Source organism: Thalassospira sp. MCCC 1A01428, assembly GCF_002115825.1.
Lineage (GTDB): Bacteria > Pseudomonadota > Alphaproteobacteria > Rhodospirillales > Thalassospiraceae > Thalassospira.
On sequence record NZ_JFJZ01000023.1, the window covers coordinates 54,896 to 79,912 of the forward strand.

A 25,017-nucleotide genomic window follows, 5' to 3' on the forward strand; every position below is an offset into this window, starting at 1 on the left:
GATGGCTTATTCACGCGGCAAATATTCCAGCCCGGATTTGCGGGCTTCTTCGTCGCTGCAGGAGGTGACGGGGGCATCTTTGCGCACGAAATTGACAAAGCGCGAATCAAGCGGGCTGATATAATGGCCTTCGCCATCACCCACAAACAGGCAGCGCTGTTTTTCACCCTTCAGACGTTTGCCCTCGCGCCATTCGGCAGGGGGCACCATTTTGGCACCATAAAGGCCGATGCCGGCATTGGCGGCCTGTTTTGCCTGGTCATCATAATCCAGCGAGAAACCAGGAATCGGCAGGGCTTCGCCATCTGCGATCATGGCTGATCCAATGTCGCGATCACCAATCGAGCATTCCACCCGGGGCCAGTTTTTGCCATCCAGCCCGCTATCCTTGCTGCCATCATTGCGCTGGTCATCGGCCAGCACGCATTCGGCGGGGAAGGGGGACATGATAAAATATTTCTGCAACTGCATCCCGGCGGAGAGGCCACAATCCTGCAAATTATCGTCATGCAGGCATTGCTGGCCCAGTTCGGGTGCGTCAATCCCGGCAATGTCAAACACATGCCCGTCAATCAGGATGGTGTCGCCATCAATGGCAAAAACCTTGTGCCCGTCGGCCTCAAAGGCGGTCTGGTTACTGACATCGGGTGGGGTTGCCGGTTTGGCGGTTTGTGCTGTTTGCGCCGTCTCCGCGTTTTGGGCATTGGCAGGCTGGCCCAGAGCAAGCGGGGCGGCCAGCAGGCCGATAGCCAGAACCGGAACATAAACACGCGATTGCAGGAATTTTCGCCAGAAAGCAGCGGGCAGGATCATGGGTGTTCTCTTTGCTTTTATCTTTGCTTTGGCCGCATCGTTTCATCACGCCTGTCTCGCACCCACCATAGGAAGGCACCGGGAAAGGCACGATGGTTCGGGGTTAACGGGCAGGGACAGGCCCGGTAAACCCCCGGAAAGCAGACCATAGCACTGATGATGCGAAAACACGGCGAAAAGATGCCAGTTTAAGGCCCTGATTGCGAAAACCATGCGATAACGGGATGCACCCGAAGCAATTTACGGTTATAGAGCATAGGATAAACAGGGATCGGGGAAAGGTGCGTGGTATAAAATGGCCGCGCAGGCGTTGCCCACGCGATAACGGGTAAATCAGATCGTCTCCCGGACCAAACGCCCCGGCATGGTTAATGCCGATTGTACAAACTTGCATGGATGCCGCCTTGTTACGACTGCAACCGATCTTTTTTGTTGTTGGGCTGATGGTAATTATCATCGGTGCTGCGATGTTGATTCCGGCAAGTGTCGATTTGTATTTCGGAAATCCCGACTGGCTGATTTTTACCCAAGCATCGTTTACCAGCATTGGTCTGGGCGGTATGACCTGTCTTGCCTGCCGGTCTGATATCGGGCCGCGGGTAACTGCCCGGCAAGGCTATGTTCTGACCGGGTTTTCCTGGATCGCGGTAAGTGTAACCGGTGCGTTGCCATTGTGGTTTTCCTCTCTCGATATCAGCTTTTGCGATGCGGTTTTTGAAACCATTTCCGGGCTGACCACCACCGGATCTACGGTTTTATCCGGGCTTGATACCATGCCACCGGGCCTGCTTTTGTGGCGGTCCATCCTGCAATGGCTGGGCGGGATTGGCATTATTGTGACGGCCCTTGCCCTGCTGCCGATGATGCGGGTGGGCGGTATGCAGCTGTTTCAGATGGAAAGTTCGGACAGGTCGGAAAAACTCAGCCCGCGTATGCGCGACATGTGCCTGCAAATCGTGGTGATTTATGCCATGCTGTCGCTGACCTGCATGGTGTTGTATCGCATTTTCGGTATGACGTGGTTTGAAGCCATCAATCACGCCATGACGACGCTGGCCACTGGCGGGTATTCCACCACCGATCAATCCTTTGGCAAATTTGCCGGAAACTGGCCCTTGCACTGGGTCGGCACTGTTTTCATGTTTGCCGGGGGGCTGCCCTTTACCGCTTATGCGGTGATGGTGCGTAAACGCAGCATTCGCGCCCTGTTTGACAACCAGCAAATTCGCCTGTTTTTGTTGGTATCGACCTTTTTTACCATCTTGCTGACCATCCGCCTGATGCAGGTTTCAAACGATGGTTTATGGGCCAGCTTTACCCTGGCTTCGTTTAATCTGGTGTCGGTCATTACCACCACCGGTTTTGCTTCGGGCGATTATCTGCAATGGGGCCCGGTTGCGGTTATGCTGTTTTTCTTTGCCACTTTTATTGGCGGCTGTTCGGGGTCTACTGCGGGCGGGTTTAAAATGTTCCGCCTTTATGTTGTGTTTAGCGGCCTGCGCGCGCATTTCCTGCGCCTGCGCAGCCCCAGTGCCGTTACGGTTAGCTATATTGACCGCAACGAAATCACCAGCGACATTTATAGCGCGGTGACGGTTTTTGTTTTCCTGTTAACCATCAGCTATATCGGCGTTACCGTGGCCCTGGGCTTCACCGGGCTGGATCTGATAACCGCCATGAGCGCATCGGCCACGGCCCTGGCCAATGTCGGCCCCGGCATGGGGCCAATCATTGGCCCGGCGGGGAATTTTCAAAGTCTGCCGGACGGGGCGAAATGGGTTCTGGATATTGCCATGGTGCTGGGACGGCTGGAATTTGAAACCTTGCTGGTATTGTTGATGCCCGCCTTTTGGCGTGATTGATCGCGGATTGGCTGCCGCGCGATCAACAGGTCTTTGCCCTGTTTTCGCCCCATCGTCGTTTTAGCGTTAAGGTTAGGAATAACCAGAACGGAGGATGACGATGGGAATGATACGTAAAATTATCATCGCCCTGGCCGCCATGATGGTAACAATGACGCTGGTTGCCTGTGCTCCTGAAATTGGCAGTAAGGACTGGTGCAACAATATGGAACATACGGCCAAAAGCGACTGGACGGCCAACCAGACCAGTGATTTTGCCAAAAATTGCATGCCCTGAAAAATCGGGCTTTAAGCAGACTGACACACCCTGATTGAAGAACATTTGTTTTGTGTTGCGGATGCAACAGGGAACGTTGAGGGATGTTTTGCGTTTTAACGGGCAATCATAGTGCGGGATAACCCGCACGAACCCTGATTTGCGTTATAGTTGGAAATCCCTATAATGCACGGCCCGTGAATGATCGCGGGGGTCGAAAACGACACAACAAATTACGAGGATAGTCAGATATTATGAGTGCCGAAAATCTCCATGTCGGTGTGATCGGCGCAACCGGTGCGGTTGGCGTCGAGCTGATCAACGTTATGTTTGATCGCAATTTTCCTGTGGGTGAACTCACCCTTTTCGCGTCCGAACGTTCGGCAGGAAAAACATTGGAGACTAAATACGGCACTAAAACCGTGACCCTGTTTTCGGTGGAAGATGCCAAGAAATGCGACATCGTGTTTCTGGCGGTATCTGGCGATTTTGCCAAGGAATACGGCCCGCAAATCGCGGAAGGTGCCCTTGTGATCGATAATTCATCGGCTTTCCGTCTGCGCGACGATGTGCCGCTGATTGTGCCTGAAATCAATGGTGACCTTGCCAAAACGGCAAAACTGATTGCCAACCCGAACTGCACCACCGCCATTGCCGCAGTTGCCCTGTGGCCGCTGCATAAGGCGTTTGGTTTGAAAAAGGTGTTTGTTTCGACCTATCAGGCCGCATCGGGTGCCGGTCAGCCGGGCATGAATGAATTGCGTGAAGGTTTGGCATCAGGCCTGAAGGGCGAGGAAATCAAGGCGGAAGTATTTTCACATCCGCTGGCTTTCAACGTGATCCCGCATATCGATACCTTCCAGGAAAACGGCTATACCCGTGAAGAAATGAAGGTCACCTGGGAAACCCGCAAGATTTTCGGTGTGCCGGATCTGGCGATTTCCTGTACCGCCGTGCGTATCCCGACGGAACGGACCCATTCGGAGTCAATCGTGGTTGAAACCGAAAAGCCGGTCACTCCGCAGGCTGCCCGCGATGTGCTGGCAACAGCCAAGGGTGTGAAGCTGGTGGATAATCCTGAAAAACTGGAATATCCGATGCCGATCAACGCGACTAAAAAATACGATGTCGAAGTGGGCCGTATTCGCACCAACCTGATCTTCGGGGATCACGGGCTGGAGCTGTTTGTCGCTGGCGACCAGCTGCTGAAGGGTGCTGCCCTGAACGCCGTGCAGATTGCCGAAGCGTCGATTGCCTAGGTTTTATATTTTGGTGCCTTGGCACTGTTGATACGGAAATGGCCCCGCAAGTTGATTGCCGGGGCCATTTTTTTATCTTCAACCATGCAAGATGACTGATTGATTGGTATGGAAGCGAGGCTTTGATCAGGCCTGTGAAATATGGTCGCGCCCCGCATTCTTGGAACTGTAAAGTGCCTGATCAACGCGATTAATGATCGAGGAGAGCGTTTCACTGTCGCGATATTCGGTTACACCGGCGCTGATGGTAAGCTGAATATTTTCCCGGCCAAACCGTACCCCGTTTTGACGGATCATGTCGGCGATGGCACGTGCAAGCTGCATGGCGCTACTTCTGTCACGGCCAGGCAACAGAATGACAAATTCGTCACCGCCCCAGCGGCACAGGGTATCTTCCTCGTGAATAAGGCTTCGGATCATGCTGGCGACATCGCGCAGCGCGGCATCTCCGCCGGGGTGGCCAAAGGTGTCGTTGATTTCCTTGAACTGATCCAGGTCCATACAGATCATGGAAAGGGGGTCTTTGCGGCGGCGGCAAACCTTGGTTACTTTTTCAAATACCAGGTCAAATACCTGCCGGTTACAGGCTGATGTCAGCTTGTCATAGGATGCCAGTTCTTCTAACCGTCGCTGGTAGCCCCGAATGGTGAAATAGGCCGTAAAACCAACCAGAACAGTAATAAAAAGCGAAATGGCGATATTGATTAGCAGGGTATTTTCAATGCGCTGATCGCCAAGCTGTTCGTGTTGTTCGACCAATAATAACCAGCCAAATTCCGGCACCAGTCGGCTATTGACGAAAATGGTCTGGGTGCCGTCATTGTAACTAACCGATGTGCCTGGTGATGTCAGGATCTGGGTTGCCAGCGGGCGAATACTTTTATGGGCCTGTAAGGTGCGGTCATTGCCAAAATCGCTGCCATGCAGGGTGATGTTGCCTTCGCGATCGGAAAAATAAATCGTACGACCATAGCGCTGCTGATAGGTTTCGATCAGGTTGGTGACAGAATTGACTGCCAACCCAACCCCGGTCACACCAATAACCTTACCTTCGTAATCACGCACCTGATAATTGACGAAAATTGTTAACCGCGATCGATCTGCCGTGTCGTGGTCAACATTGATTTCGTAAGGGTCCTTCATGTTCAGGGCATTGAAATACCATGAATCATCGGGGTTATCCGCCGATACCTGCTTTAGGATGCCACTGGTATGATAATAGTTTTTGGTTTTATCCGAGACAAAAAACGCCGTTACCGTGCCATAGCGTTTCTGGATTTCGCTTAAATACCGTGTGACCAGTTTGGAATCCTGTTCGCCATTCAGCGTCCAGTCGCGAAAGAACGTGTCATGCGCCATCAGGGACGAAATGAAGATCGGCTGCAACAAATCACGCTGGATTTCGGAATAGATATTATCGCTGGTAAGCGGCAGTGTGCTTTCAGCGATTTGTTCTTGCAGGGAATCGCGGGCAACATAAAAGCTGACAAAGCTGGTTGTTAGAAACCCAATCCCCAACAGGACACACAGGATAAGGGCAAAATGTAGCTTTCTTCCCGGCACTTCGGATTCCATCTGGTTACAAAACGGGCGCGCACACCATAAACGCAGCACCAATATTTCGCGGATTTGTAATGTATTTGAAAATGCTACTTAACACCATCGTCGTTTTATTATTCGTAATGATAGCACAGCGTTTTTTTGGATGGAAAAATCCCGGCACAGTTGTTTTGCACCGGGATTTTTCTACTTTTTTTAAAGGTCGGGCCGAATTTTCCTTAGCGCCGGAAAATAACGGTTTTGCTGTCATTGCGAAAAACCCGGTGTTCGCAATGCATTTGAATGGCACGTGAAAACACGACAGATTCAATATCGCGACCAATTTCAACCATGTCTTCGGCCGTCATGGTGTGGTCGACACGTTCTACTGCCTGATGAATGATCGGGCCTTCATCAAGGTCGGCAGTTACGTAATGTGCGGTCCCGCCAATCAGTTTGACCCCGCGTTTATGCGCCTGATGATAGGGCTTTGCCCCTTTGAAGCTGGGCAGGAATGAGTGATGGATATTAATGCAGCGCCCTTCAAGTTCGCGGCACAGGTCAGTCGAAAGCACTTGCATATAGCGCGCCAGCCCGACCAGGTCGGCCTTGTGTTCGCTGATCACGTCGATCAGTTTGTTTTCCTGCTCGGCCTTGTTTTCACGGTTGACCGGCAAATGGTAATAGGGAATGCCGTTCCACTCGACAATGCCGCGCATGTCTTCGTGGTTGGAAATAATTGCCGGAATTTCGATGTGTAAATTATTGGAGGCAACCCGGTGCAGCATGTCATTCAGGCAATGGCCGAATTTGGATACCAGCAAAATAACGCGTGGTTTGCGGAAATAGTCGTGCAGTTGCCAGTTCATTGAAAAACGGGCGCCAATCGGGGCGAATTTTTCTTTAAATTCGGCTTCGGTGCGAAGGGCGCGACCGGCCTCAAACTTTACCCGCATGAAAAAGCGTTTGCTTTCAGGGTCGCCAAACTGTTCCAGTTTGGTCACAAAGGCCCCTTCATCAGCCAGAAAACTGGTGACATTGGCAACGATGCCAAAGGTGTCGGGGCAGGTAATGGTCAGAATAAAGGTTTTTGAAAGTTCGGACATTTCCGCTGCGGCTTTCGGTTGGTAATGCTGTGTGACCTTGCGATATAGCGGCTGGCTGACCTGCTGCCAACCCGCTATTGGCGCGAAAGTGTTTTGTCCGGCAGCGAAACCGGCATTCTGTATGTGAATAACGTATGATCAGGGGCGAAATGATGCTTTTTTATGTGTTGCGGGGTTGGAATGTTGCAATGCGGGGCAAAACCCGACCGATGTGCAGGTAAATGGCCTGTGATGGCGGCAAGGCCGGGGAAAAAACTGGACATTGCCGGGACTTTGCCCAAGAATCCGCCGCCGGAAAGCGCGGAACCATGCGCCATGAAGCCCGCTATGGCCGAGGTACCCCAACCGGAGCATCAGAATGGTCCGAAACGAATTTGAGCCAAAACTTGCCTCGTTTGTGCGGGACACATGCGTTGACTGTGTTATCGGGCACAAGGGCTGTGTTGGCTGATTTTGTGATATCCGGGGTGGTGAGCCAAACTGGTTGTTCTGGCCCTGTCAAATTTTATGCAGGAATGTGGGCAGTGCCCGGACGGGCGGGATTTAAACGGGCATTGCACCAGACGGTGTAATGTGCGCAAAACAGGGCCGCATGTGCCAACAGGGGAAGACGGGGCTATTCATTGATCGATTTTCGACCAATCCTTTTTATTATTGGCATTTTGCTGGCAACCCTTGCCATTGGCATGATTGTTCCGGCCCTGGTCGATCTGTATTACGGGCATCCCGACTGGTTGGTATTTTCGGCGGCCTCGGCTGTTTCGCTGTTTATTGGCGGGGCGCTGGTCATGATGAACCGCACAGAAAAACTGCGCATGACATCGCGCCAGGCCTTTATCCTGACCACGGCAAGCTGGCTGGTTCTTACCGCGGTATCCGCCCTGCCATTTTCATTTTCAAATATGAATATGAGCTATACCGACGCCTTTTTCGAGGCGATGTCGGGTATTTCCACCACGGGTTCGACGGTGATGGTCGGGCTTGATACGGCGCCGCCGGGCATTTTGCTGTGGCGCGCACTTTTGCAATGGCTGGGCGGGATCGGTATTATCGTGATGGCAATTGCCGTTATGCCGATGTTGCGGGTGGGCGGCATGCAGCTTTTTCGCATGGAAAATTCCGATAAATCGGACAAGGCCTTTCCCCGCGCCACACAGATTGCGATGGGTATTTTTACCCTGTATGTCGCCTTTACCGTGATCTGGACATTTTTGTTGTGGTGGGCGGGCATGTCATTTTTTGATGCGATTGCGCATGCCATGACCACCATCGCCACTGGCGGTTTTTCGACCAAGGATGCATCGGTCGGATATTACGATAATCCTTTGATCGATGTGATTATCACGCTGGGCATGACGACCGGGGCGCTGCCGTTTTTGCTGTATTTGCAAACCTTGCGCGGGCGGCCCTTGTCGCTGTTTCGCGATTCCCAGGTGCGCTGGTTTGTCACCCTTGCCCTGACCATTATCCTGAGTGTCGCGTTCTGGCACAGCGAGGTCAATGGGGTCGGGTTCTGGACAGCTTTGCGGTTTTCATCGTTCAATATCATTTCGGTAATGACCGGGACCGGCTTTGCGACAACCGATTATGGTTTGTGGGGCGCCTTTGCGGTTGCTGTGTTCTTTTTTGTGATGTTCGTTGGCGGCTGTGCAGGGTCGACGACCTGTGGTGTTAAAATTTTCCGGCTACAGGTTCTTTACGAAATTGCCAAAATTCAGCTGAACCATATGCTGCGTCCGCACGGGGTTTTCATTGCCTATTATAATGGTAAACCCCTGACCGAAGATGTCACCGAATCGGTGCTAAGCTTTTTCTTTCTGTTTGTATTTTGTTTTGTGGTTCTGGCCGCAGGCCTTGGGGCAATGGGGCTGGATTTTGTGACGGCTATTTCAAGTGCCGGTACGGCAATTGCCAATGTCGGGCCGGGCCTGGGGCCAATTGTCGGGCCATCGGGCAATTTTGCGACATTGCCTGACGGCGCAAAATGGATGATGTCGGTCGGGATGTTGATTGGGCGACTGGAAGTTTTCACTGTGCTGATTTTGCTTTCGCCTGATTTTTGGCGTGACTAGGCTGTGGCCTGTTAATGGCAGTCATCTATTCGTCTTTATGGTCAAAAATCCTAATGCCTTCATGTGTCGCAATATGCCGTTTTTGTCTTGGGCATGCTTTGAATTTCAAATAATGAAATTTACATGCGACTATGGAAATCAAGAAAACCTCGCCAGATTGCCCGGCGAGGTTTTTCTTTTGGATGCCTGTCGGGGAGCGAACAAACATCCGACCAGTTGGGGGCTGGTTTTTGGGGCAGTATTACGCGGGGTTTATATTAATTTTCACGGGTGTCAGAAATTTAACCGGCGATACCAAACCCAGGGTCAGGAGCGGATCGGGGATCGGGATAAAGGCCCGGTATCGCCTTGTGATAACTATGCCAAATCGAAGCCCGGCGGTTAAATCGAATAAAATGTTATTTTCGATAGTTTAAAACTATTTGTCGAAGGGGATAATTTTATTGCGCCGGTACCGGGACCAGGCAACGTTCGGGAATGATCGGTATATTGCCCAGTCTGGCCAGAAACCAAAGCTGAGGGCGACAGGCGGGATCAGGCGACAGGGGATGAGGACGGCGAGGGAGCTGCATTAACCGGCAAAATGGCACAAAAGGTTGTGCCCTGTGGCCCCGAAGCCCTAAGTCGCAAACTGCCGCCATGGGCCATTATTAATTCGCGCGCAATCGCCAGCCCCAGCCCCGTTCCGCCTCTGCGCGCGGTCCCGGCAAAGGGCACAAACAGGTTTTTGATGGTTTTTTCGGGCAAGCCGGGTCCGTCATCGGCAATCAGAATTTGAATGGCTTTTACGTTAAGCGGAACGGGCAATTCGTCAGTATCCATGGTTTTTGCGGCTGGCGATACCAGGTCAAGCGGACCGGCAATATCGTCGCTGTTACCAATTCGGGTGCTGTCGCATGTGCTGGCTGTGATGATGATTTTACTGGCTCCGGCCTCAAACGCATTGCGAATTAAATTGCCAAAAACCCGCAGCAACTGGTCATAATCCGCCTCGACCACCAGTTCGTCGGCAATGTTCAGCTCCATATCGTGATGCTGTATCGAGGAGTCTGGCAAGGTTAGGGGGCTTTGTGTCAGGTCGGTTTCATCAAGGGTATCGCCGTAAATTTGTTCCAGCATGGTGTCGCTGCATTCTTCAAACAATTCGCGCAACGTGAAACGGGAAATATCAAGTACGGGCGGGGCTTCGCGGGCATAGGACAAGGTTTGTTCACTGATATAGACCGCGCGTTCCATCGAGGCGAGCAACCGCGGTACAACCGCGCGGACTTCCTTGTCCTCGCTGCTGGCAAGGCGTTCGGTCATCAGCATTGATGTTGCCAGGGCGTTGCGCAAATCATGACTGATTTTAGTGGCTGCCGTGCCAAGCGCTGCGAGGCGGCGGCGCTGGTTTAGCATGGCGTGCAGGTCTTGCTGCATGTTGGCCAGTTCCTGCTGGGCAATGCCAATTTCGTCTTCGCGGTGGTCGGGAACGATGATGTTGGCGCTGTCTTGCGGGTTACGGCGAAACCGGATCATTTCGCGGGTGAAGCGCCGCATGGGCCGCACCAGCAATAAATTCAGGGAAAAATAAACCAGGGCTGCCGTGCAAAACGAAATCACCAGCGACAGGCCCAGCACCCGCCAGCCAAATTCGTACATTTCGTGGGCCAGCTTGTGTTCATGCACAAGAATTTCAATTTCAAAGGTCGGCGCCATTGATGGCATGCCGATAACACGCAACATGCGGTCCTTGGGCTGGATCAGGGTTTCAAAGGCTTCTGACAGGGCAGATGCGATGCTGAAGGCCCCAAGATTGACGTTGTGGTCAATTTTGGCGGGCATATCGTCGCGCTGTAAAAGAAGTTTACGGTCTTCGCGGCGTAAAACCACGGCTTCAACACCGGCATTGGATAATAATTCGCGGGCCAGGTCTTCGGAAACCATCTGATCGGGGGTGGCTTCGAGGGCGAGCGCGGCCAGATAGGCGGAATCAAGATGCGCCCGCAACCAGTCGATGCGAAATCGCGCGACCGAGGGCGCAAACACAAATATTTCGGCCAGCATCACAAACCCGACGGTTAAAAACAGTAAGCGGGCTGACAGCGATTTGGTCCAGGGTGGCAGGCGAAGATGTGGTCTATCCATATGGCCGGATCATGGTTGGTGGTGCGGGTGGCAAAATGGCCCGGGTGGCCCTGCGAAATGGAAGGCCGCCATGCGAACGATACTTTCGATCCGGACACTAGCCCAAGCGTAACAGCAATCTAACAATTTTACGGGTTTTTTTACTAAACAGGCTGGGTGTATACCACGCCCCGGCCACCCGTTTGGAAATTTCGCCCAATGTCGGGTACGGGGCGATATGCCCCGCGATCGCGCCAATTTTTAGTTTGCGGCTAATCGCCAGTGACCATAGGCCAATTAACTCGCCAGCCTGATGCCCGGCAATACCGGCACCTAGAATACGGCCTGACGGTGTGGTGATAACCTTGATCAGGCCCTTTGTTTGCCGTTCGGCGCGTGCACGGTCGTTTTCGGCATATTCCCAGGTGACAACACGAATATCGTTGCCATGAAGTGTGCGGGCGGCCTGTTCGGTCAGGCCGACCTGGGCAATTTCAGGGGCGATATACGTTACCCACGGCACGGCACTGTGATTGATTTTTGCTGGCAGGCGAAACAGGGCATTACGAATAACAATACCGGCATCATAAGCTGCTATATGGGTAAATTGCAGGCCCCCGGTTACATCGCCGATGGCAAATATCTTTTTGTTGCTTGTCCGCAGGCGGGCATCAACCGAAATTGCCCCGTTGGCGCAGTCCACACCCGCCAGGTCCAGCCCCATATCGTCGATATTGGCATGGCGGCCTGTGGCAATCAGCAAATGGCTGCCATCCAGCGTCAGATCCGCGCCTTTATGCGTCATTGTCATCCGGCAGCCATTTCCATGTGGTTCCACATGTTTTGCCATGGCATTTTCATACAGGCTGATGCCGTCTTCTTCCAATGCGTGCCGGGCAACGGCCACCAGATCGGGGTCATCCTTGGGCAGGATGCTACCTTGTTCGATTATGGTAACGCGCGCGCCAAGGCGGCGATGCGCCTGTGCCATTTCAACGCCGATCGGGCCAGCGCCAATGATAATCAAATGGTCGGGGCAGATGGTGTTTTCAAAAACGGTTTCGTTGGTCAGATAATTTACATCATCAAGCCCCGGTATGGGCGGGATGGCCGCACGTGACCCTGTGGCGATAACAAAGCGGCGTGCGCGCACGGTTTGACCGCCGGCAACCAGTTCGCCCGGACCGGTAAAACGGGCGTGGTCGGTGATAACGCTACAGCCCAGTCGTTCAAACCGTTCAACCGAATCGTGCGGGGCGATACCGGAAATTACATCGCGCACATGGGCCATAACCCCGGCAAAATCAATGTTGGGCGGGCTTGCATGAATGCCAAATTCGGCGCTGCGCGATATGGCATGTGCATGGTGGGCCGCCGCCAGCAAAGCCTTGGATGGAACGCAGCCGGTATTTAAGCAATCGCCCCCCATGCGGCCTTTTTCAATTAAAACAACGCGTGCGCCCATTTGCACCGCCCCGGCCGCCACCGATAACCCGGCTGACCCGCCGCCAATGATGCAAATGTCGGTATCGATTGTTTTGGTCATGATGTGGGGCTTCCGCCATTGTGTTTGCGATATTTTTTATAGCCCACCGGGATCAGGGCCAAAATGGCCAATCCGATAATCGGGGTCAGGATGCGGGGTTCAAAAATGATGCCAAAATCGGGCGTTTTTCCCTGGTCAAACAATGCCCCCAACCCATCGCCTATTGAAACATAAACAAAGGTTCCGGGGATGATGCCGATCAGGGTGCCCAACAGAAAGGCGCGCAGTTTTACACCCAGCAAAGCAGGCACCAGATTAACCAGCCAGAAAGGAAATAACGGCACCAGACGCAGCACCATCAGATAACACAGGGCATCTTCGGCAAAGCCTTCCTGCATTTTGCGAATGGCATTGCCCGCCTTGGCGTGCATGTAGTCATAAAAGGCATAACGGGCCGCCAAATACACAATCATTGCGCCAATTGTTGCCGCGGTAACGACATAGATTGTGCCAGCCGTTATTCCGAACAGAAAACCGCCAACAATGGTTAACATTGACCCGGCAGGCAGGGACAGTGCGACAACCAGAATATAAATCAGGATAAAGCCAAACACGCTGCTGACCGGGTTTTGCATGACCAGATGTTGCAAATCTGTCCGGTGGGCGCGCAATGTTTCAAATGACAGAAATTCCGTTGCCCCAAAATACCAGGCCACACACAAACCCAGCACCAGAACAGCCATGGGCACCAGTCGTTTTATCGCAATCCGGGCATAACTTTTGCTGCCCCCGGCACCAGAGGCGCAGGTGGCAGGTTGAGGGTTGCTTTGTGGTCGCCGGTTATGTGGTGGCATCAAATCGCTCGTTGGTCTTCCCGGCAATGAAACGTTTGGCACGGGGCGTGGTTTCCGGGAAATGTTTTCCATTCTGTCAGGAACATTAAAATCCTTGTTGCCTGACAATGCGCCAACGGCAACATGGCTTGTATCACCCTGAGAATAGAGCCGGAATTGCAATTTGACATATGAACTGCTTTCACCATTGCGTGATGTCCATACGCGGCCTGCCATTCGGTTTTTTACAGTTTGGGTGCGACATACCGTTTGAAGCGATGAACCGCGCGGATAAAGCCGGGTATCGGTTTATTGCACCAGAAGACGGGGTTAGGGAAAAAACGGGCGTTTTTGTGCGGTTTTGGCATTGTCGATGTCTTGACGTTGGCAAATAGCGGGCGTAGTCTGCGTGCTCGTGGGATTTGTAGACCGGCTTGCGGCCACGTTAAAAACCGCTAAAGAGGACAGGATGGCATCGCCGCCCTGACCTGATCATTTTCCGGTCGGGTTTTTTTATGTCCGGTATGTGAAATGCACCGGGTACAGGAGCAAGACGATGACGACCGAAAAAAAGGCTTCCGATACATGGCGTGCAGCAACCCGTTCTGTGCGCGGGGGCACCAAACGCAGCGGATTTAACGAAACATCCGAAGCCATTTTCATGAATTCCGGCTATGTTTATGATACCGCCGCCGAGGCCGAAGCCTCGTTTGACGGCAGTGGGCCGGAACGTTTCGTTTATTCGCGTTTTGCCAATCCGACCGTTGCCATGTTTGAAGAACGCCTGGCCCTGCTGGAAGGCGCACAATATTGCCGTGCGACCGCATCGGGCATGTCGGCGGTATGGAATGCGCTGGCCGCCTGTACCAGGGCGGGGGGCCGTGTTGTTGGGTCACGTGCCCTGTTCGGGTCCTGCGAATTTATTCTGACCACCCTGTTGCCGCGCTTTGGTGTTGAAACCGAACTGGTCGATGGCACGGATCATGATGCGTGGGAAAAGGCACTGTCCAAACCGGCCGATGCCGTATTCCTTGAAACCCCGTCAAACCCGACCCTTGAAGTCATTGATATCAAATTTGTGGCCGACCTTGCCCACAAGGCCGGGGCCAGGGTTGTTGTCGATAACGTGTTTGCCACGCCAATTTTGCAGCACCCGTTTGAACTGGGTGCCGATGTGGTGGTGTATTCGGCCACCAAACATATTGATGGTCAGGGGCGCTGCCTTGGCGGGGCGATCCTGTTTAATGACAAAGAATGGCACGACGATCATTTGACCCAGTTCCTGCGCCATACCGGCCCAAGCATGAGCCCGTTTAACGCCTGGACGCTGCTAAAGGGGCTTGAAACCCTGAGCCTGCGTGTTGATGCGCATATTCGCAATGCAACGGAACTGGCCAATTTCCTGTCTGCGCAGCCCCAAATTTCCAAAGTAATTTATCCGGCACTTGCCAGCCATCCGCAGCACGAAATTGCAATGAAGCAAATGTCGGGCCGGGGCGGCGGGTTGATCGCGCTGGAACTGGCAGGTGGCAAACAGGCGGCGTTTTCGTTGCTGGACAATCTGCAACTGATTGATATTTCAAACAATCTTGGCGATGCCAAAAGCCTTGCCACCCACCCCTGGACCACAACCCATCAGCGTGTACCGGGCGAAGACAAACTGACAATGGGCATTACCGAGGGCATGTTGCGCCTGTCGGTTGGGCTGGAAGATATTGATGATCTAAAAGAAGATCTGTTTGCGGCGTTGAACGTATAAAAAAGAGCACAACATTAGCTAATGCCAGGACGGCCTGCCTTGTGCAGGCCGTTTCTTTTTACGGATTTATGGCACAATTATGAGACTCTCCGCGTTTAGATGGGTAGCGGTTTAATTCGAGACTGTCTAAATGTTGCACTAATGAGAAACAGGTTTCCTGTATTGTGCGGGAAAAGCTGGTCTGGAGTTCAGAATGTACAAAGCTGTGACACATAATATCAGGGTGTCGGTAAAGCCGAGTTTTCTTGATGAGCAATCAGACCCGGATCGCCATCGTTATGTCTGGGCCTATCGTGTTCTGATCGAAAATCAGAGCGAAAATACGGTCAAATTATTACGCCGTCACTGGCGGATAACGGATTCTCGCGGGGGCACCCAGACGGTTGACGGAGATGGCGTGGTTGGCGAACAGCCCGTAATCCCGGCAGGCGAAAGTTTTAACTATACCAGCGGTGCGCCTTTGGCTACGCCGGGGGGATTTATGGTCGGACATTATGTGATGGCCGATCTCGACGGGAACGAGTTTAACATTGATATTCCTGCGTTCTCGCTCGATAGTCCGCATAGTGTTGCGACATTGAACTAATGTAAAAAAAACATCGGGGATGCTTTGCCGGGGTCAGGTGCAAAGAACCGTTCAGGACAGATAAAGAAGGATAGACCATGTGCAACGACGAAACGGCAGCAAACCGCCCCAGCCGTGAAGAAGCTGAGGAAGCGGTACGCACATTGCTGCGCTGGGCGGGGGATGACCCTGACCGCGAAGGATTGCGCGGAACACCTGATCGCGTTGTGCGATCCTATGGCGAATTTTTTGCCGGTTATCAGCAGGACCCGGCAGAGGTTTTGCGCCGGACGTTTGATGAAACCGATGGCTATGATGAAATCGTGTTATTGCGCGATATTCGCATCGAAAGTTATTGCGAGCATCACATGGTGCCGATCATTGGGGTTGCGCATATCGCCTATCTGCCGAGAAAACGCGTTGTCGGTATTTCCAAACTGGCCCGTGTCGCTGAAATTTATGCCAAGCGCCTGCAAATTCAGGAAAAGATGACGGCACAAATCGCCAATACCATTCAGGAGGAACTTGATCCCCTGGGGGTGGCGGTGGTGATTGATGCCAACCATCAATGTATGAGCACGCGCGGCGTTCATAAAACCGGTGTGTCGATGGTAACCAGCCGTATGCTTGGTGCCTTCCGGGATGACCCGGGCACCCGGCGCGAGTTTTTCTCGATGATCGGGAAATAACCGCTATCACGGTTGCTGATGGCTGATAATTTTGGGTCGCACATCCTCATTGTGCGGCCCTTTTTTTGATAACGTCTAAAATCGCAACTGGCGCAGGGTACGGTCAATGGCGTGGATATAGGACCCGCCAAACAAACGGGCATGCACCAGTAACGGATACAGGTTATATAAATCGCGACGATTGACGAAAAAATCCGGATCAATTTTGCGATGCTGCTGATAGTGCTGGAAAAAGTCCGCGGTCAGGTCGCCAAACAGTGTACCGAAAGCCAGTTCAGTTTCTGCATCCCCAAAATAAACGGCCGGGTCAATCAGTGCTGCCAGCCTTCCCTGATGATACAGGATATTGCCACCCCATAAATCTCCATGCAGCAAGGAAGGTTTGGTATCAGGCGGAATGAATTCACCCAGTTTGGTGCATAGTTTTTCCAGGCGATGATGCAGGCTACCCGGCAGGGTGCCATTTTTTCGGGCGCAATTTGCCATGAATAACAGGCGATGGTCGCGGAAAAAATCACACCAGTTTTGTGTTGCAGGGTTGGGCTGGGGCAAGCCACCAATCAGGGTGTCAAAGTCAAAACCAAAATCCGGCGCGGTGACATTGTGTTGGGCTGCCAGTAATGCGGCCAGGTCGCGCAATCCGCTTTGGCCTGCATTGCCGTTCGCCGCAATATATTCCATCACCAGCAGGTTATCATCGCAAAACAGGACGGCGGGATAAGGTATTGGCGAAATTTTCGCCAAACGACGCAGCATTAACCCTTCGATACCGGCATCTCCATTTTGCGATTGTTTGGCAATGACCCTGTTGTGGGGCGACATCCCTTTCTGCCGGGTGGGCAGAAAGGGATGTCGCCCTGTCCAGCTCTAGCAAATCGACCTTGGCCATCGCACTTTCAGACAGCGTTTTGCTCCGAACGACAGTGCATCCGGTAATGTCGGCAATGCGGGGTGCCAGCAGGTTTGAGTGTTCCATGCTCATCACCCTGTATTTTTATAAACCATGATATTCGCGCAAATGATCCAGCAGGCTTTGCGATGTTTCCTCGATCAGGTCGAGGACATGGGTAAAGCCACCGGCCCCGCCATAATAAGGATCGGGCACGCTTTGCCCGCTGCGTGACGGATGAAAATCAAGAAACAGTTTTAACCGGTCCTGCCGGTTTTCCGGGCAGGATCGGTGCAACACATCCAGATGCCCGTCATCCATGGCAATCAGGTAATCAAATGTATCAAAGTCGCTCTTGGCAAGTTGCCTGCCACGCAAATGCGACAAATCGTAGCCCCGCTTGCGGGCCTCCTTAACCGCGCGCCGGTCGGCAGGGTCACCAACATGGTAGGATGTTGTGCCGCAACTATCGACGTGGATTTGGCGGCTTAACCCGGCCTGGGCAACCATATGTGCGAAAACGCCGTCGGCGGTCGGTGAACGACAGATATTTCCGGTACAAACGAACAAAACACCGATCATGCCGATAAGCCTTTTTTGATCCTATCGTGATAAATTAGGGGCAGCATGACACGGTATGTGCAGGCATAAAAGCCTGCGTATCGGCAAATGGGGCAGCGTCCGCCACCCTGTGTCTTTTGAGCCTTTTGTAACAGCTTCGTGATATTTATTCTCGCAAGGTGACCCGAACGCAAGATGCTTGTAAGATTACGCCATCAACAAGGGGTGCTTTGCATTAATGCAGGAATTTGTTTCGTTTGGTCTTCAAGGTGCGTTAATTCGCCAACTGGCATGGCTGCCGCAGGGATATGAACTTGTCCCTGAAGGGACGGTCATGACAGCAGGGCGGTTACGTTCTGTTATGTTGCGCCTTGAAGAAGCGGCAGGGTCATATGTTCTGGTTAAGCTGGGGCGGCATCTGGCGTTAAAGGAACAGGCCCCTGTCCTGACCATGTTGCGTTATGGCGGGTCGCCGGAACTGATTGTGGAACGCTGGCGTCGGCTTGAAAGTTATTCCCATGCCCGGGGGCGAACCGAACACACCATTACCAGCCGGTCGATCACGCTGCATCGCGGGGCTGTGCGCGGGCAGGCACCGTCGCGGGTGGAAAACCTGCTATTGCACGGTTTTATTGTCGGCCTGCTGGAAGCCATTGGTGTTGAAGGCATTACCAGTGTTATTTTACCGTCGCACGGGTCGGGTGTGACAATGGTGCGCAATGGCAAACTGGTCAAAGTACGCGATTTTCCCGGGCGCGGTCTGCGCTGGCGTATCAGCTGGCAAAGTTTTGTTCCGGTGTCGCCGGGCTATCCGTTTATGGCCAATATGCCTGCGACCGCGCCATCGGCGATGGCGGGGCAGCCGGTTATTCGCAAACTTGCGGCCATTCTGGAAAATGACGTTGGCCGTGGCTGGACAATTGACGAGGTTGCATCCCGGCTTGATACATCCGCCCGTACTTTGCAGCGGCGCTTGCAAAATTCCAATACCCGCTTTTCCGATTTACTGCGTTTGACCCGGGTGCGTGAAGCCTGCCGATTGATTGGTGGCACGCAAATGTCGATAGGCGAAATCGGCTATTGGTGCGGTTTTACCGACAATGCTCATTTCTCACGCGATTTTCGCCGTCTTGTCGGAATGCCGCCATCTGTTTATCGTGAGGCCCAACTGGGGCATGCGGGCCTGACCCGCGTCTGATAGTGTCGGGTAGATAAAGGGCAGGATGGCGGATCGCGTTCTTGAAATTTCCAATCTGGTTGCGGGGGATCTTCCTCCGGTTAGCCTGTGTTTGTATGTTGGTGAAATTGTTACCCTGCGCGGGCCTTCGGGCATTGGTAAAAGCCGCCTTTTACGGGCCATCGCCGACCTGGAACCCGCACGTTCGGGAACCATAAAATTGCGGGATGCCGATCTTTCAGCCACACCGGCCCCCAAATGGCGCGACCGGGTGCGATACCTGGCAGCGGAACCGGGATGGTGGGCGGATACCCCAGCCGCCCATTTTCGTGAAATATCGGCAGTTCGAACCCGCCTTGCGGCCCTGTTGCTGGCTGATGATATTATTGACCGCCCTGTCGCCGAACTTTCCACCGGTGAACGTCAAAGGCTGGCTTTGCTGCGTGGTATGGAAGGCGCGCCGGCGGTGTTGCTGCTTGATGAACCAACATCGGCGCTGGACCCTGCCAGCAGCGAGGCAGTGGTGGAAATGTTACGTGGCTATGCCCGGCGTGGTGGTGCGGTGTTACTGGTAACCCATAACCTGCAACAGGCCCAATTGCTTGGCGATCGTCATTTTCATCTCGATCACGCCGGGTGTTTTGAAATATCCCGTGACGACATGGCGGAAAGCAGCAAATGATCAATCAGTTTGTTCGGCTGGATATTTTCGATGTCGGGTTGGCTGCAATATTGCTGTTGGCGCACGGGGTGGTGTCGGTGGTTTACCGGTTGGGCCTGGGCCGCAAAATTGTGGTTGCGGGCGTGCGCATGGTGGTGCAGTTGCTGCTGCTGGGTCTTGTGCTGCAATATTTGTTTGCACTAAATGCCCCCGCCTGGACCATTCTTTTAATCGTGATCATGGTCGTGTTTGCCGGGCGCGAGGCCACAGCCCGGCAAAAATACCGTTTCACCGGCTGGTGGGGCTTTGTCTTTGGTACCGGGGCGATGGCGGCGGCCTCAATTCTGGTGACGGTTTTTGCTCTGGCGACCCAGTTTCGCCCCGACCCCTGGTATGATCCGCGCTTTGTTATTCCCTTGCTGGGCATGGTGTTGGGCAACAGCCTGAACGGGGTTTCGCTGGGCATGATGCGGCTTGGCGAAGCTGCGCGTGACATGCGCCCGGCGATAGAGGCGCGGCTGGCGCTTGGCGGCACCCGGAATCAGGCCTTTGCCCCGGCAATGCGGGTGGCCATGCAAAATGGTCTGACCCCGGTGTTAAATTCGATGTCGGCTTGTGGCATTGTTTTTATTCCCGGCATGATGACGGGGCAAATCCTTGCCGGGATTGACCCCTTGCAGGCGGTTCTTTATCAGCTACTTTTGATGTTTCTGATTGCCGGTGCCACCGGGCTTGGTGTGTGGCTGGCGGTGCGATGCGCGGTATGGCGCTTAAGCGATCCGCGCCACCGTCTGCGTCTGGACCGGCTGATTGCGCATTAGGTGTCTATTCCTGCATGCGGCGGTATCTTTGCTGTCGGCATGTCTTTTGTTTGATCGATGAAAAGCGAGTTTGTGATGTCCGCCGATGATTATGCCGGTTTTTTGCCCCCGGTTTTTGCCAACCGGCCCGACGGGGAAGATATCATCGTTCGGACCTTTATTGTTGGCGATCCGTTGCCGGATCATCAAATGGCAGACATTCCCGCACCGGTGCAGATGTTTCTTGATCTGGTCGCACCGGCAATGGACCGCGCCGGCGCCCACGGGTTTGCCCATCTTTGGCTGGATCATCACCCCCATGAACAACCGGGCTGGCGATTGTCGCTGGTGCATATTGGCACGGTGGATGATTTAAACACCGCAGTTGCCAAACCGTTGGCGCGCCTGGCGCAGGCCATGACATTAACCGAATTTGAAACCGCCAGCTGGGATGAAACCCGCCCGCTTTGGCGCAAACGTGCGCAACCGGTTCGTCTGGTTTACTGGGGGCGGCTCGGGCGTCATGTGCGTGCTGTAATCGGGCATGGGGATGCACCTTCCTTTTACCTGCCCGCCGGGGCCGGGGTTCGCAGCGACCAGGCGGTGGCCAGTTTACCCCTGCTTGAAGATATGCTTGGTGTACGTTCCGGTTTGCAACACAAAGGTCTTGGTTTTGAAAATGCCCTGCAAATTGGCATTGCTCTTGGCCGCAGCCATTTGATCGAAAGCTGGATTGAGGCAGGTGGTCATGAAAAAGAACCCTATTTTCGCCCGATGCAAATCTGGCATCAGGCATGGTTGACCCATGCGGTGCTGGATCTGGCGATTGCGGCCCTTGCCATGCCGGGGCAACCGTCGATGCCAACGCTTGATTATGGTGTTAATGCCACCCCTCAAAGCCGCAAGGCGGCCCTTGATGATCTTTCTGCGTGGCTAACGGGGTTGTTTTTTTCCGAAACCAACCCGGCACACCGCAATGCCTTTATTGCCGGAGTGCAAAATGCCGTCTGGCTTGACCCCGATTTGCAGCAATATGTGCAACCCGGGCAGCGCGACGAAATTGTCCAGGGCCTGTTACCCTATTGTCGCTGGTTTCTGGCGATGGCGCTTTATAACCATTTGGGTAATCTGGCCGATAACTGTGCGACGACCGATCAGCTTGCTTTTTATGATCTGTTGATTGCCAGTCTCCCCGAATTGGCCAGCCTTAACAGCCTTTCAACCCAACGCGATATTGAACAGCATATCATTCGTATTGATGCCGCCCGGGCAGCAGCGGCATTTGATGCACTGGTGATACCCTTTTGTGATCTGTTAATGCCGCGACTGGCTCTTGCTGCCTCGCGCCATTAGAAAATGGCGGGGTCAGGACGTTTCACCACCTTTCGGACCCCAGAAAATAACCCAGGTGACAAAATCGTCGCTGAAATCTTCAAATCGATGTGCCATTCCGGCAGGTACAAATAAAACGTCGCCCGCCGCGCAGGCGCTATATGATCCATCCCGGTAAAACATCCCCGACCCGGACTGGATAATATAAAGCTCATCCTGGCGGTGGGGTGTCTGATGGTCGATTTTGTCGGGTGCATAAACTTCAACCGACATGCTGCCATGGGCCAGCAAAATTTCAAAACGCGGGTCACTGCGCCCGCGCAGGGCCTGCATCGTATCCATCAGGTTTGCACGCCATTTTTCCGGCGGGTTTTGCTGTGGTGTTTTCTGTGTGTCCGGGGCGTTTGTCATGTCGAAATACTCCTGTTTTCTGCCCCAGCTTTGCGCCGCAATCGCCTATTAAAAAGGTCCGCCTCGAAAATATCGGGCGGACCATTTTGTCAGGCTACAATTTTGCGATCGCTACTACGGGTAAGACGGCAATTCCCGCTTTGAAACAATGCCAAACCTGATGGCAAGCCCGCTAACCGCGACCAGGCTGGCAATGGCAATGCCCCAAAACAGGCCCGAAACTCCCATATCGCGGACAAACGCCAGATAATATCCTGCCGGGATCATTACACAGATATAGGAAAACATGTGCAAAACCGTGGGGGCCCATTTATCTCCCGTCCCGCGCAGGGCACTCATGGCGGCATTTTGTCCCCCGTCGGTGGGAAAAATAATCGGCATCAAAATCAGCAATCCCGACGTCCCGGCAATAACCGCGACATCTTCGCTAAACAGCTCGGCGACCCAGGCGGGAAAGAAATAAACCGGCAGGCTCAGGCAAAACATCACCACCATGGTGGTGGTCAGGCCAATCCATCCGGCCAGCGCCATATCAGGGCGGTCGCGCCGGCCATAGGCAATACCCACCCGGACGGACGTTGCCGAGGCAAGGCCAAGGGCAAACATAAACATCAAGGCCAGAATGGTCATGGTAATGCCATAGCTTGCCGCACCGATAATCCCGATCCGTCCGGCAAATAATTGCATGGCCGCAAATGCCGCTGTTTCCATGCCCTGGCTGGCGCCCGATGCATATCCCATTGATCTGGCATCGCGTGAATGGTGCCACCAGCCCGAAAATCCGTCTCGCAGTCCAAACAGAACATGGTCGCGCATCAGCAAAATATAGGCCAGCATGGTTCCGGCCATCAGCCAGCGAATGATGGTGGATGTCCACGCTGCTCCGGCAGCACCCAGTTCCGGCAGGCCGAATGCCCCATGCACCAGCCCGTAATCAAGCACCAGATTAACAATATTCGCTGCAAGCATCAGCATCATGCCGGGCAGGGGCCGTTGCAATCCTTCCATAAAGAAAGAACACGAAATATAAATCAGCGCAGCGGGCATCCCGATTGCAAGAATATGGGCCAGCTCGCTTGAATGAATAATGATCGCTTCGGGCTGATCGCTCAGGACGAAAATCCACTTTGACTGCCAGGCAACCACGGCAAGCGCAAACCCCAACACAACAGCATAGGGAAAACAGGCCCGCCAGACCTGCCCTGCTGCCTGGTGATTTTTTCGGCCATAGGCATGCGATGTCATAATCATGATGCCGGTCAAAAGGCCAATGCCTGTCACCAGCAATGAAATGAATGGCGCGTGGGCGATATTTAGATAGGCCAGGCTGGAACTGTCGTAATTGCCGACAATAATCGTATCGACAACCGACATGACCAGCATGCCGATACGGGCAATGACCACCGGCAATGCCAGGCGGAACAATTCGGACAAATGCCGCCTTACCCGGTTATGAGGATAAAGCGGTTGCGGCGATATGTTGGGTGTCAGGTCATTTTCAGGCGTCGTCATAGGTTGGGGCGTTTCCGAAATGTATCCCTGTTTGATATGCCCGTGGGTGGCAGCGGCATATCAACTGGCAGTGGGATATCTTGTTAAATGAAGGCACGTTTACCGAATGGGGGGGATGGCAGTTGTCATCAAGGCGGGATTATCTGTAATAATCGCGCGAACACCCCAGGACAGCAATGTGCGTGCCCGATCCGGATCATTGACCGTATAGCAGATCAAAGGCACATTTTCGCCTGTTATTTCAGCACATTTTTCAGCCGTAAGTTGCTCTTGATCCACATGCAGGGCGGCGGCTTTCAGGGCAGTATATTGCGCTTTCCAGTCCGCCGGCACGTCTTCAACCAGCCAGCCACAATCAAGCCCGGGGCATAGCTCGGCCATTATGGCCACAACTTGCGGATCAAAGCTCGACAATAAAATTGGCACATCGCGCCGATTGCCGATTGTTGCGGCAACCTTGCGCGCCAGTACCATCGCATCACAGCCCGATGGTTTGATTTCAAGATTGACCCCCATATACAGGGCCGCCAGCGTATCAAGGGTTTCGTCCAGGGTTGGTATGCGTTCCCCTTTATATATGTCTGAAAACCATGCTCCGGCATCAAGGGTGCGCAAGGTGCTCAGGTCCTGCTGATGAATAGGGCCCGTGCCATTGGTGGTGCGATCAAGGGTATCGTCGTGGATCAGCACACATTGGTCATTGGCACTTAATGTCACATCGCATTCAATCCAGTTCACACCGCGAACCTGGGCAATCCGAAATGCAGCAATGGTATTTTCCGGGGCTTCAATCGATGCGCCACGATGGGCAATAATGTGGGGAACGCGGATCATGATATGTGCTTTACCTGTCTATAGGGGAAACCGGCAACCGGAATGGCGATAATGCCTGTTGGTTTGTTCCGTTGTGCCTGGCGGGTCTCTAATATGGCTAAAACCTCTTTACGCTGCCTGCAAAATTTACAAAAGCGAAAATACTGTGTCGGTCAAAGGCCCGTTTTCTTCGTTTATATAAAGAAATCCCCGGACTCCAATGCAATAGCCCCGGTTTTTTTGCCCGGGCATTTGTCATAAAACCGACATCGGCGAAGGTTTTGCATTGCGGCTGGAAAAAATGCTGCACCCGCGATGTCCGCAAACCCCAGTGTTTATGCGGACTGTTTCGGGGGTGTACCTAACATTAGGCAAAAAACTCGTAAATTCTGCAAAAAAGGTATTTACAGGTGGCGGACTGGGGCCTATAACCCGCCTCCACCGACGGGGTGCGGCGCTGGTAACTAGGGCGACGCGGACTTGACGGGGCGGGGATTTCCCCGGAGTTCTTTGACA

Annotated in this window: 22 protein-coding genes and 1 riboswitch; of the genes, 11 read left to right on the forward strand and 11 right to left on the reverse strand. The window is 53.4% G+C overall.

Translation table 11 applies throughout. The features are described from left to right. Positions 1 to 6: 6 nt before the first annotated feature. Positions 7 to 813 (reverse strand): thermonuclease family protein, encoded by an 807-nt coding sequence (locus tag THS27_RS16610; protein WP_085592848.1) that lies wholly within the window; start codon positions 811 to 813, stop codon positions 7 to 9. Positions 814 to 1,217: 404 nt separating this feature from the next. Here THS27_RS16610 and THS27_RS16620 point away from each other — a divergent pair, with 404 nt between their 5' ends. From THS27_RS16620 to THS27_RS16630, 3 genes are all read left to right on the forward strand, one after another. Continuing rightward, positions 1,218 to 2,675: a TrkH family potassium uptake protein gene (locus THS27_RS16620; RefSeq protein WP_246832996.1), complete on the forward strand. Its 1,458-nt coding sequence runs from the start codon at positions 1,218 to 1,220 to the stop codon at positions 2,673 to 2,675. Between the two features lie 106 nt (positions 2,676 to 2,781). Further along, on the forward strand, positions 2,782 to 2,952 hold the full coding sequence (locus THS27_RS16625; RefSeq protein ID WP_210402925.1) for a DUF3012 domain-containing protein: 171 nt from the start codon (positions 2,782 to 2,784) through the stop codon (positions 2,950 to 2,952). Between the two features lie 233 nt (positions 2,953 to 3,185). Continuing rightward, positions 3,186 to 4,190: an aspartate-semialdehyde dehydrogenase gene (locus THS27_RS16630; protein WP_085592852.1), complete on the forward strand. Its 1,005-nt coding sequence runs from the start codon at positions 3,186 to 3,188 to the stop codon at positions 4,188 to 4,190. 126 nt (positions 4,191 to 4,316) lie between these two features. Here the strand turns inward: THS27_RS16630 and THS27_RS16635 are convergent, their stop codons facing one another. Beyond that, positions 4,317 to 5,804: a sensor domain-containing diguanylate cyclase gene (locus THS27_RS16635; protein ID WP_246832997.1), complete on the reverse strand. Its 1,488-nt coding sequence runs from the start codon at positions 5,802 to 5,804 to the stop codon at positions 4,317 to 4,319. A 164-nt stretch (positions 5,805 to 5,968) separates the two neighbouring features. Next, on the reverse strand, positions 5,969 to 6,835 hold the full coding sequence (gene purU, locus THS27_RS16645) for a formyltetrahydrofolate deformylase (RefSeq protein WP_085592858.1): 867 nt from the start codon (positions 6,833 to 6,835) through the stop codon (positions 5,969 to 5,971). 623 nt (positions 6,836 to 7,458) lie between these two features. Here purU and THS27_RS16655 point away from each other — a divergent pair. After that, the gene (locus THS27_RS16655; protein WP_085592862.1) at positions 7,459 to 8,907 is read left to right on the forward strand and encodes a TrkH family potassium uptake protein; all 1,449 of its coding nucleotides are present in this window, start codon (positions 7,459 to 7,461) and stop codon (positions 8,905 to 8,907) included. Between the two features lie 534 nt (positions 8,908 to 9,441). On the opposite strand, the gene THS27_RS16665 is transcribed toward THS27_RS16655, so the two are convergent. The 3 genes from THS27_RS16665 to THS27_RS16675 form a co-directional block, all read right to left on the reverse strand. Continuing rightward, a complete protein-coding gene (locus THS27_RS16665) occupies positions 9,442 to 11,034 on the reverse strand; it encodes a HAMP domain-containing sensor histidine kinase (protein ID WP_085592866.1) in 1,593 nt (530 codons plus the stop codon). A gap of 97 nt (positions 11,035 to 11,131) precedes the next feature. Continuing rightward, the gene (locus tag THS27_RS16670; RefSeq protein ID WP_085592868.1) at positions 11,132 to 12,559 is read right to left on the reverse strand and encodes an NAD(P)/FAD-dependent oxidoreductase; all 1,428 of its coding nucleotides are present in this window, start codon (positions 12,557 to 12,559) and stop codon (positions 11,132 to 11,134) included. Then, positions 12,556 to 13,353: a TVP38/TMEM64 family protein gene (locus tag THS27_RS16675; RefSeq protein WP_085592902.1), complete on the reverse strand. Its 798-nt coding sequence runs from the start codon at positions 13,351 to 13,353 to the stop codon at positions 12,556 to 12,558. The genes THS27_RS16670 and THS27_RS16675 overlap by 4 nt, the downstream gene beginning before the upstream one ends. 384 nt (positions 13,354 to 13,737) lie before the next feature. After that, positions 13,738 to 13,812: riboswitch (SAM riboswitch) on the forward strand. A gap of 76 nt (positions 13,813 to 13,888) precedes the next feature. Here THS27_RS16675 and metZ point away from each other — a divergent pair. From metZ to folE, 3 genes are all read left to right on the forward strand, one after another. Then, positions 13,889 to 15,091: an O-succinylhomoserine sulfhydrylase gene (gene metZ, locus THS27_RS16680; protein WP_085592869.1), complete on the forward strand. Its 1,203-nt coding sequence runs from the start codon at positions 13,889 to 13,891 to the stop codon at positions 15,089 to 15,091. A gap of 193 nt (positions 15,092 to 15,284) precedes the next feature. Then, entirely contained in the window at positions 15,285 to 15,677 is a 393-nt protein-coding gene (gene apaG / locus THS27_RS16685) for a Co2+/Mg2+ efflux protein ApaG (protein ID WP_085592871.1), read from the forward strand. A 77-nt stretch (positions 15,678 to 15,754) separates the two neighbouring features. After that, positions 15,755 to 16,345 (forward strand): GTP cyclohydrolase I FolE, encoded by a 591-nt coding sequence (gene folE / locus THS27_RS16690; protein WP_085592873.1) that lies wholly within the window; start codon positions 15,755 to 15,757, stop codon positions 16,343 to 16,345. 75 nt (positions 16,346 to 16,420) lie between these two features. On the opposite strand, the gene THS27_RS16695 is transcribed toward folE, so the two are convergent. Both THS27_RS16695 and THS27_RS16700 read right to left on the reverse strand, forming a co-directional pair. Then, positions 16,421 to 17,167, reverse strand: coding sequence for a fructosamine kinase family protein (locus tag THS27_RS16695; protein WP_085592875.1), 747 nt, complete (start codon positions 17,165 to 17,167; stop codon positions 16,421 to 16,423). Between the two features lie 172 nt (positions 17,168 to 17,339). Then, positions 17,340 to 17,816 (reverse strand): low molecular weight protein-tyrosine-phosphatase, encoded by a 477-nt coding sequence (locus THS27_RS16700; RefSeq protein WP_085592877.1) that lies wholly within the window; start codon positions 17,814 to 17,816, stop codon positions 17,340 to 17,342. Positions 17,817 to 18,033: 217 nt separating this feature from the next. On the opposite strand from THS27_RS16700, the gene THS27_RS16705 reads away from it, so the two are divergent. The 4 genes from THS27_RS16705 (at position 18,034) to THS27_RS16720 (ending at position 21,786) form a co-directional block, all read left to right on the forward strand. Then, positions 18,034 to 18,993, forward strand: a complete 960-nt coding sequence (locus THS27_RS16705; RefSeq protein ID WP_085592879.1) for a helix-turn-helix transcriptional regulator — start codon at positions 18,034 to 18,036, stop codon at positions 18,991 to 18,993. A 25-nt stretch (positions 18,994 to 19,018) separates the two neighbouring features. Beyond that, positions 19,019 to 19,654: an ATP-binding cassette domain-containing protein gene (locus tag THS27_RS16710; protein ID WP_085592881.1), complete on the forward strand. Its 636-nt coding sequence runs from the start codon at positions 19,019 to 19,021 to the stop codon at positions 19,652 to 19,654. After that, on the forward strand, positions 19,651 to 20,454 hold the full coding sequence (gene fetB / locus THS27_RS16715) for an iron export ABC transporter permease subunit FetB (RefSeq protein WP_085592883.1): 804 nt from the start codon (positions 19,651 to 19,653) through the stop codon (positions 20,452 to 20,454). The genes THS27_RS16710 and fetB overlap by 4 nt, the downstream gene beginning before the upstream one ends. Before the next feature lie 75 nt (positions 20,455 to 20,529). Then, a complete protein-coding gene (locus tag THS27_RS16720; RefSeq protein ID WP_246832998.1) occupies positions 20,530 to 21,786 on the forward strand; it encodes a hypothetical protein in 1,257 nt (418 codons plus the stop codon). Positions 21,787 to 21,798: 12 nt separating this feature from the next. Here THS27_RS16720 and THS27_RS16725 read toward each other — a convergent pair whose 3' ends face one another. The 3 genes from THS27_RS16725 to THS27_RS16735 form a co-directional block, all read right to left on the reverse strand. Further along, positions 21,799 to 22,176, reverse strand: a complete 378-nt coding sequence (locus THS27_RS16725) for a cupin domain-containing protein (RefSeq protein ID WP_210402926.1) — start codon at positions 22,174 to 22,176, stop codon at positions 21,799 to 21,801. A gap of 114 nt (positions 22,177 to 22,290) precedes the next feature. Further along, positions 22,291 to 23,688 carry an MATE family efflux transporter gene (locus THS27_RS16730; RefSeq protein ID WP_085592887.1) on the reverse strand — a complete coding sequence of 466 codons (1,398 nt, stop codon included), beginning with the start codon at positions 23,686 to 23,688 and terminating at the stop codon, positions 22,291 to 22,293. 99 nt (positions 23,689 to 23,787) lie between these two features. Further along, positions 23,788 to 24,522, reverse strand: coding sequence for a glycerophosphodiester phosphodiesterase family protein (locus tag THS27_RS16735; protein WP_085592889.1), 735 nt, complete (start codon positions 24,520 to 24,522; stop codon positions 23,788 to 23,790). Positions 24,523 to 25,017: the final 495 nt, after the last annotated feature.

What these genes read in the sequence shown, in the direction of transcription:
- THS27_RS16675 (WP_085592902.1), bottom strand. Translation starts at nt 13,353, where the DNA reads ATGCCACCACATAACCGGCGACCACAAAGCAACCCTCAACCTGCCACC.
- THS27_RS16700 (WP_085592877.1), bottom strand. Translation starts at nt 17,816, where the DNA reads ATGATCGGTGTTTTGTTCGTTTGTACCGGAAATATCTGTCGTTCACCG.
- THS27_RS16610 (WP_085592848.1), bottom strand. Translation starts at nt 813, where the DNA reads ATGATCCTGCCCGCTGCTTTCTGGCGAAAATTCCTGCAATCGCGTGTT.
- THS27_RS16630 (WP_085592852.1), top strand. Translation starts at nt 3,186, where the DNA reads ATGAGTGCCGAAAATCTCCATGTCGGTGTGATCGGCGCAACCGGTGCG.
- THS27_RS16720 (WP_246832998.1), top strand. Translation starts at nt 20,530, where the DNA reads ATGTCCGCCGATGATTATGCCGGTTTTTTGCCCCCGGTTTTTGCCAAC.
- apaG (WP_085592871.1), top strand. Translation starts at nt 15,285, where the DNA reads ATGTACAAAGCTGTGACACATAATATCAGGGTGTCGGTAAAGCCGAGT.
- THS27_RS16625 (WP_210402925.1), top strand. Translation starts at nt 2,782, where the DNA reads ATGATACGTAAAATTATCATCGCCCTGGCCGCCATGATGGTAACAATG.
- THS27_RS16735 (WP_085592889.1), bottom strand. Translation starts at nt 24,522, where the DNA reads ATGATCCGCGTTCCCCACATTATTGCCCATCGTGGCGCATCGATTGAA.
- metZ (WP_085592869.1), top strand. Translation starts at nt 13,889, where the DNA reads ATGACGACCGAAAAAAAGGCTTCCGATACATGGCGTGCAGCAACCCGT.
- THS27_RS16730 (WP_085592887.1), bottom strand. Translation starts at nt 23,688, where the DNA reads ATGACGACGCCTGAAAATGACCTGACACCCAACATATCGCCGCAACCG.
- purU (WP_085592858.1), bottom strand. Translation starts at nt 6,835, where the DNA reads ATGTCCGAACTTTCAAAAACCTTTATTCTGACCATTACCTGCCCCGAC.
- THS27_RS16710 (WP_085592881.1), top strand. Translation starts at nt 19,019, where the DNA reads ATGGCGGATCGCGTTCTTGAAATTTCCAATCTGGTTGCGGGGGATCTT.
- THS27_RS16705 (WP_085592879.1), top strand. Translation starts at nt 18,034, where the DNA reads ATGCAGGAATTTGTTTCGTTTGGTCTTCAAGGTGCGTTAATTCGCCAA.
- folE (WP_085592873.1), top strand. Translation starts at nt 15,755, where the DNA reads ATGTGCAACGACGAAACGGCAGCAAACCGCCCCAGCCGTGAAGAAGCT.
- THS27_RS16665 (WP_085592866.1), bottom strand. Translation starts at nt 11,034, where the DNA reads ATGGATAGACCACATCTTCGCCTGCCACCCTGGACCAAATCGCTGTCA.
- THS27_RS16725 (WP_210402926.1), bottom strand. Translation starts at nt 22,176, where the DNA reads ATGACAAACGCCCCGGACACACAGAAAACACCACAGCAAAACCCGCCG.
- THS27_RS16670 (WP_085592868.1), bottom strand. Translation starts at nt 12,559, where the DNA reads ATGACCAAAACAATCGATACCGACATTTGCATCATTGGCGGCGGGTCA.
- fetB (WP_085592883.1), top strand. Translation starts at nt 19,651, where the DNA reads ATGATCAATCAGTTTGTTCGGCTGGATATTTTCGATGTCGGGTTGGCT.
- THS27_RS16695 (WP_085592875.1), bottom strand. Translation starts at nt 17,167, where the DNA reads ATGTCGCCCCACAACAGGGTCATTGCCAAACAATCGCAAAATGGAGAT.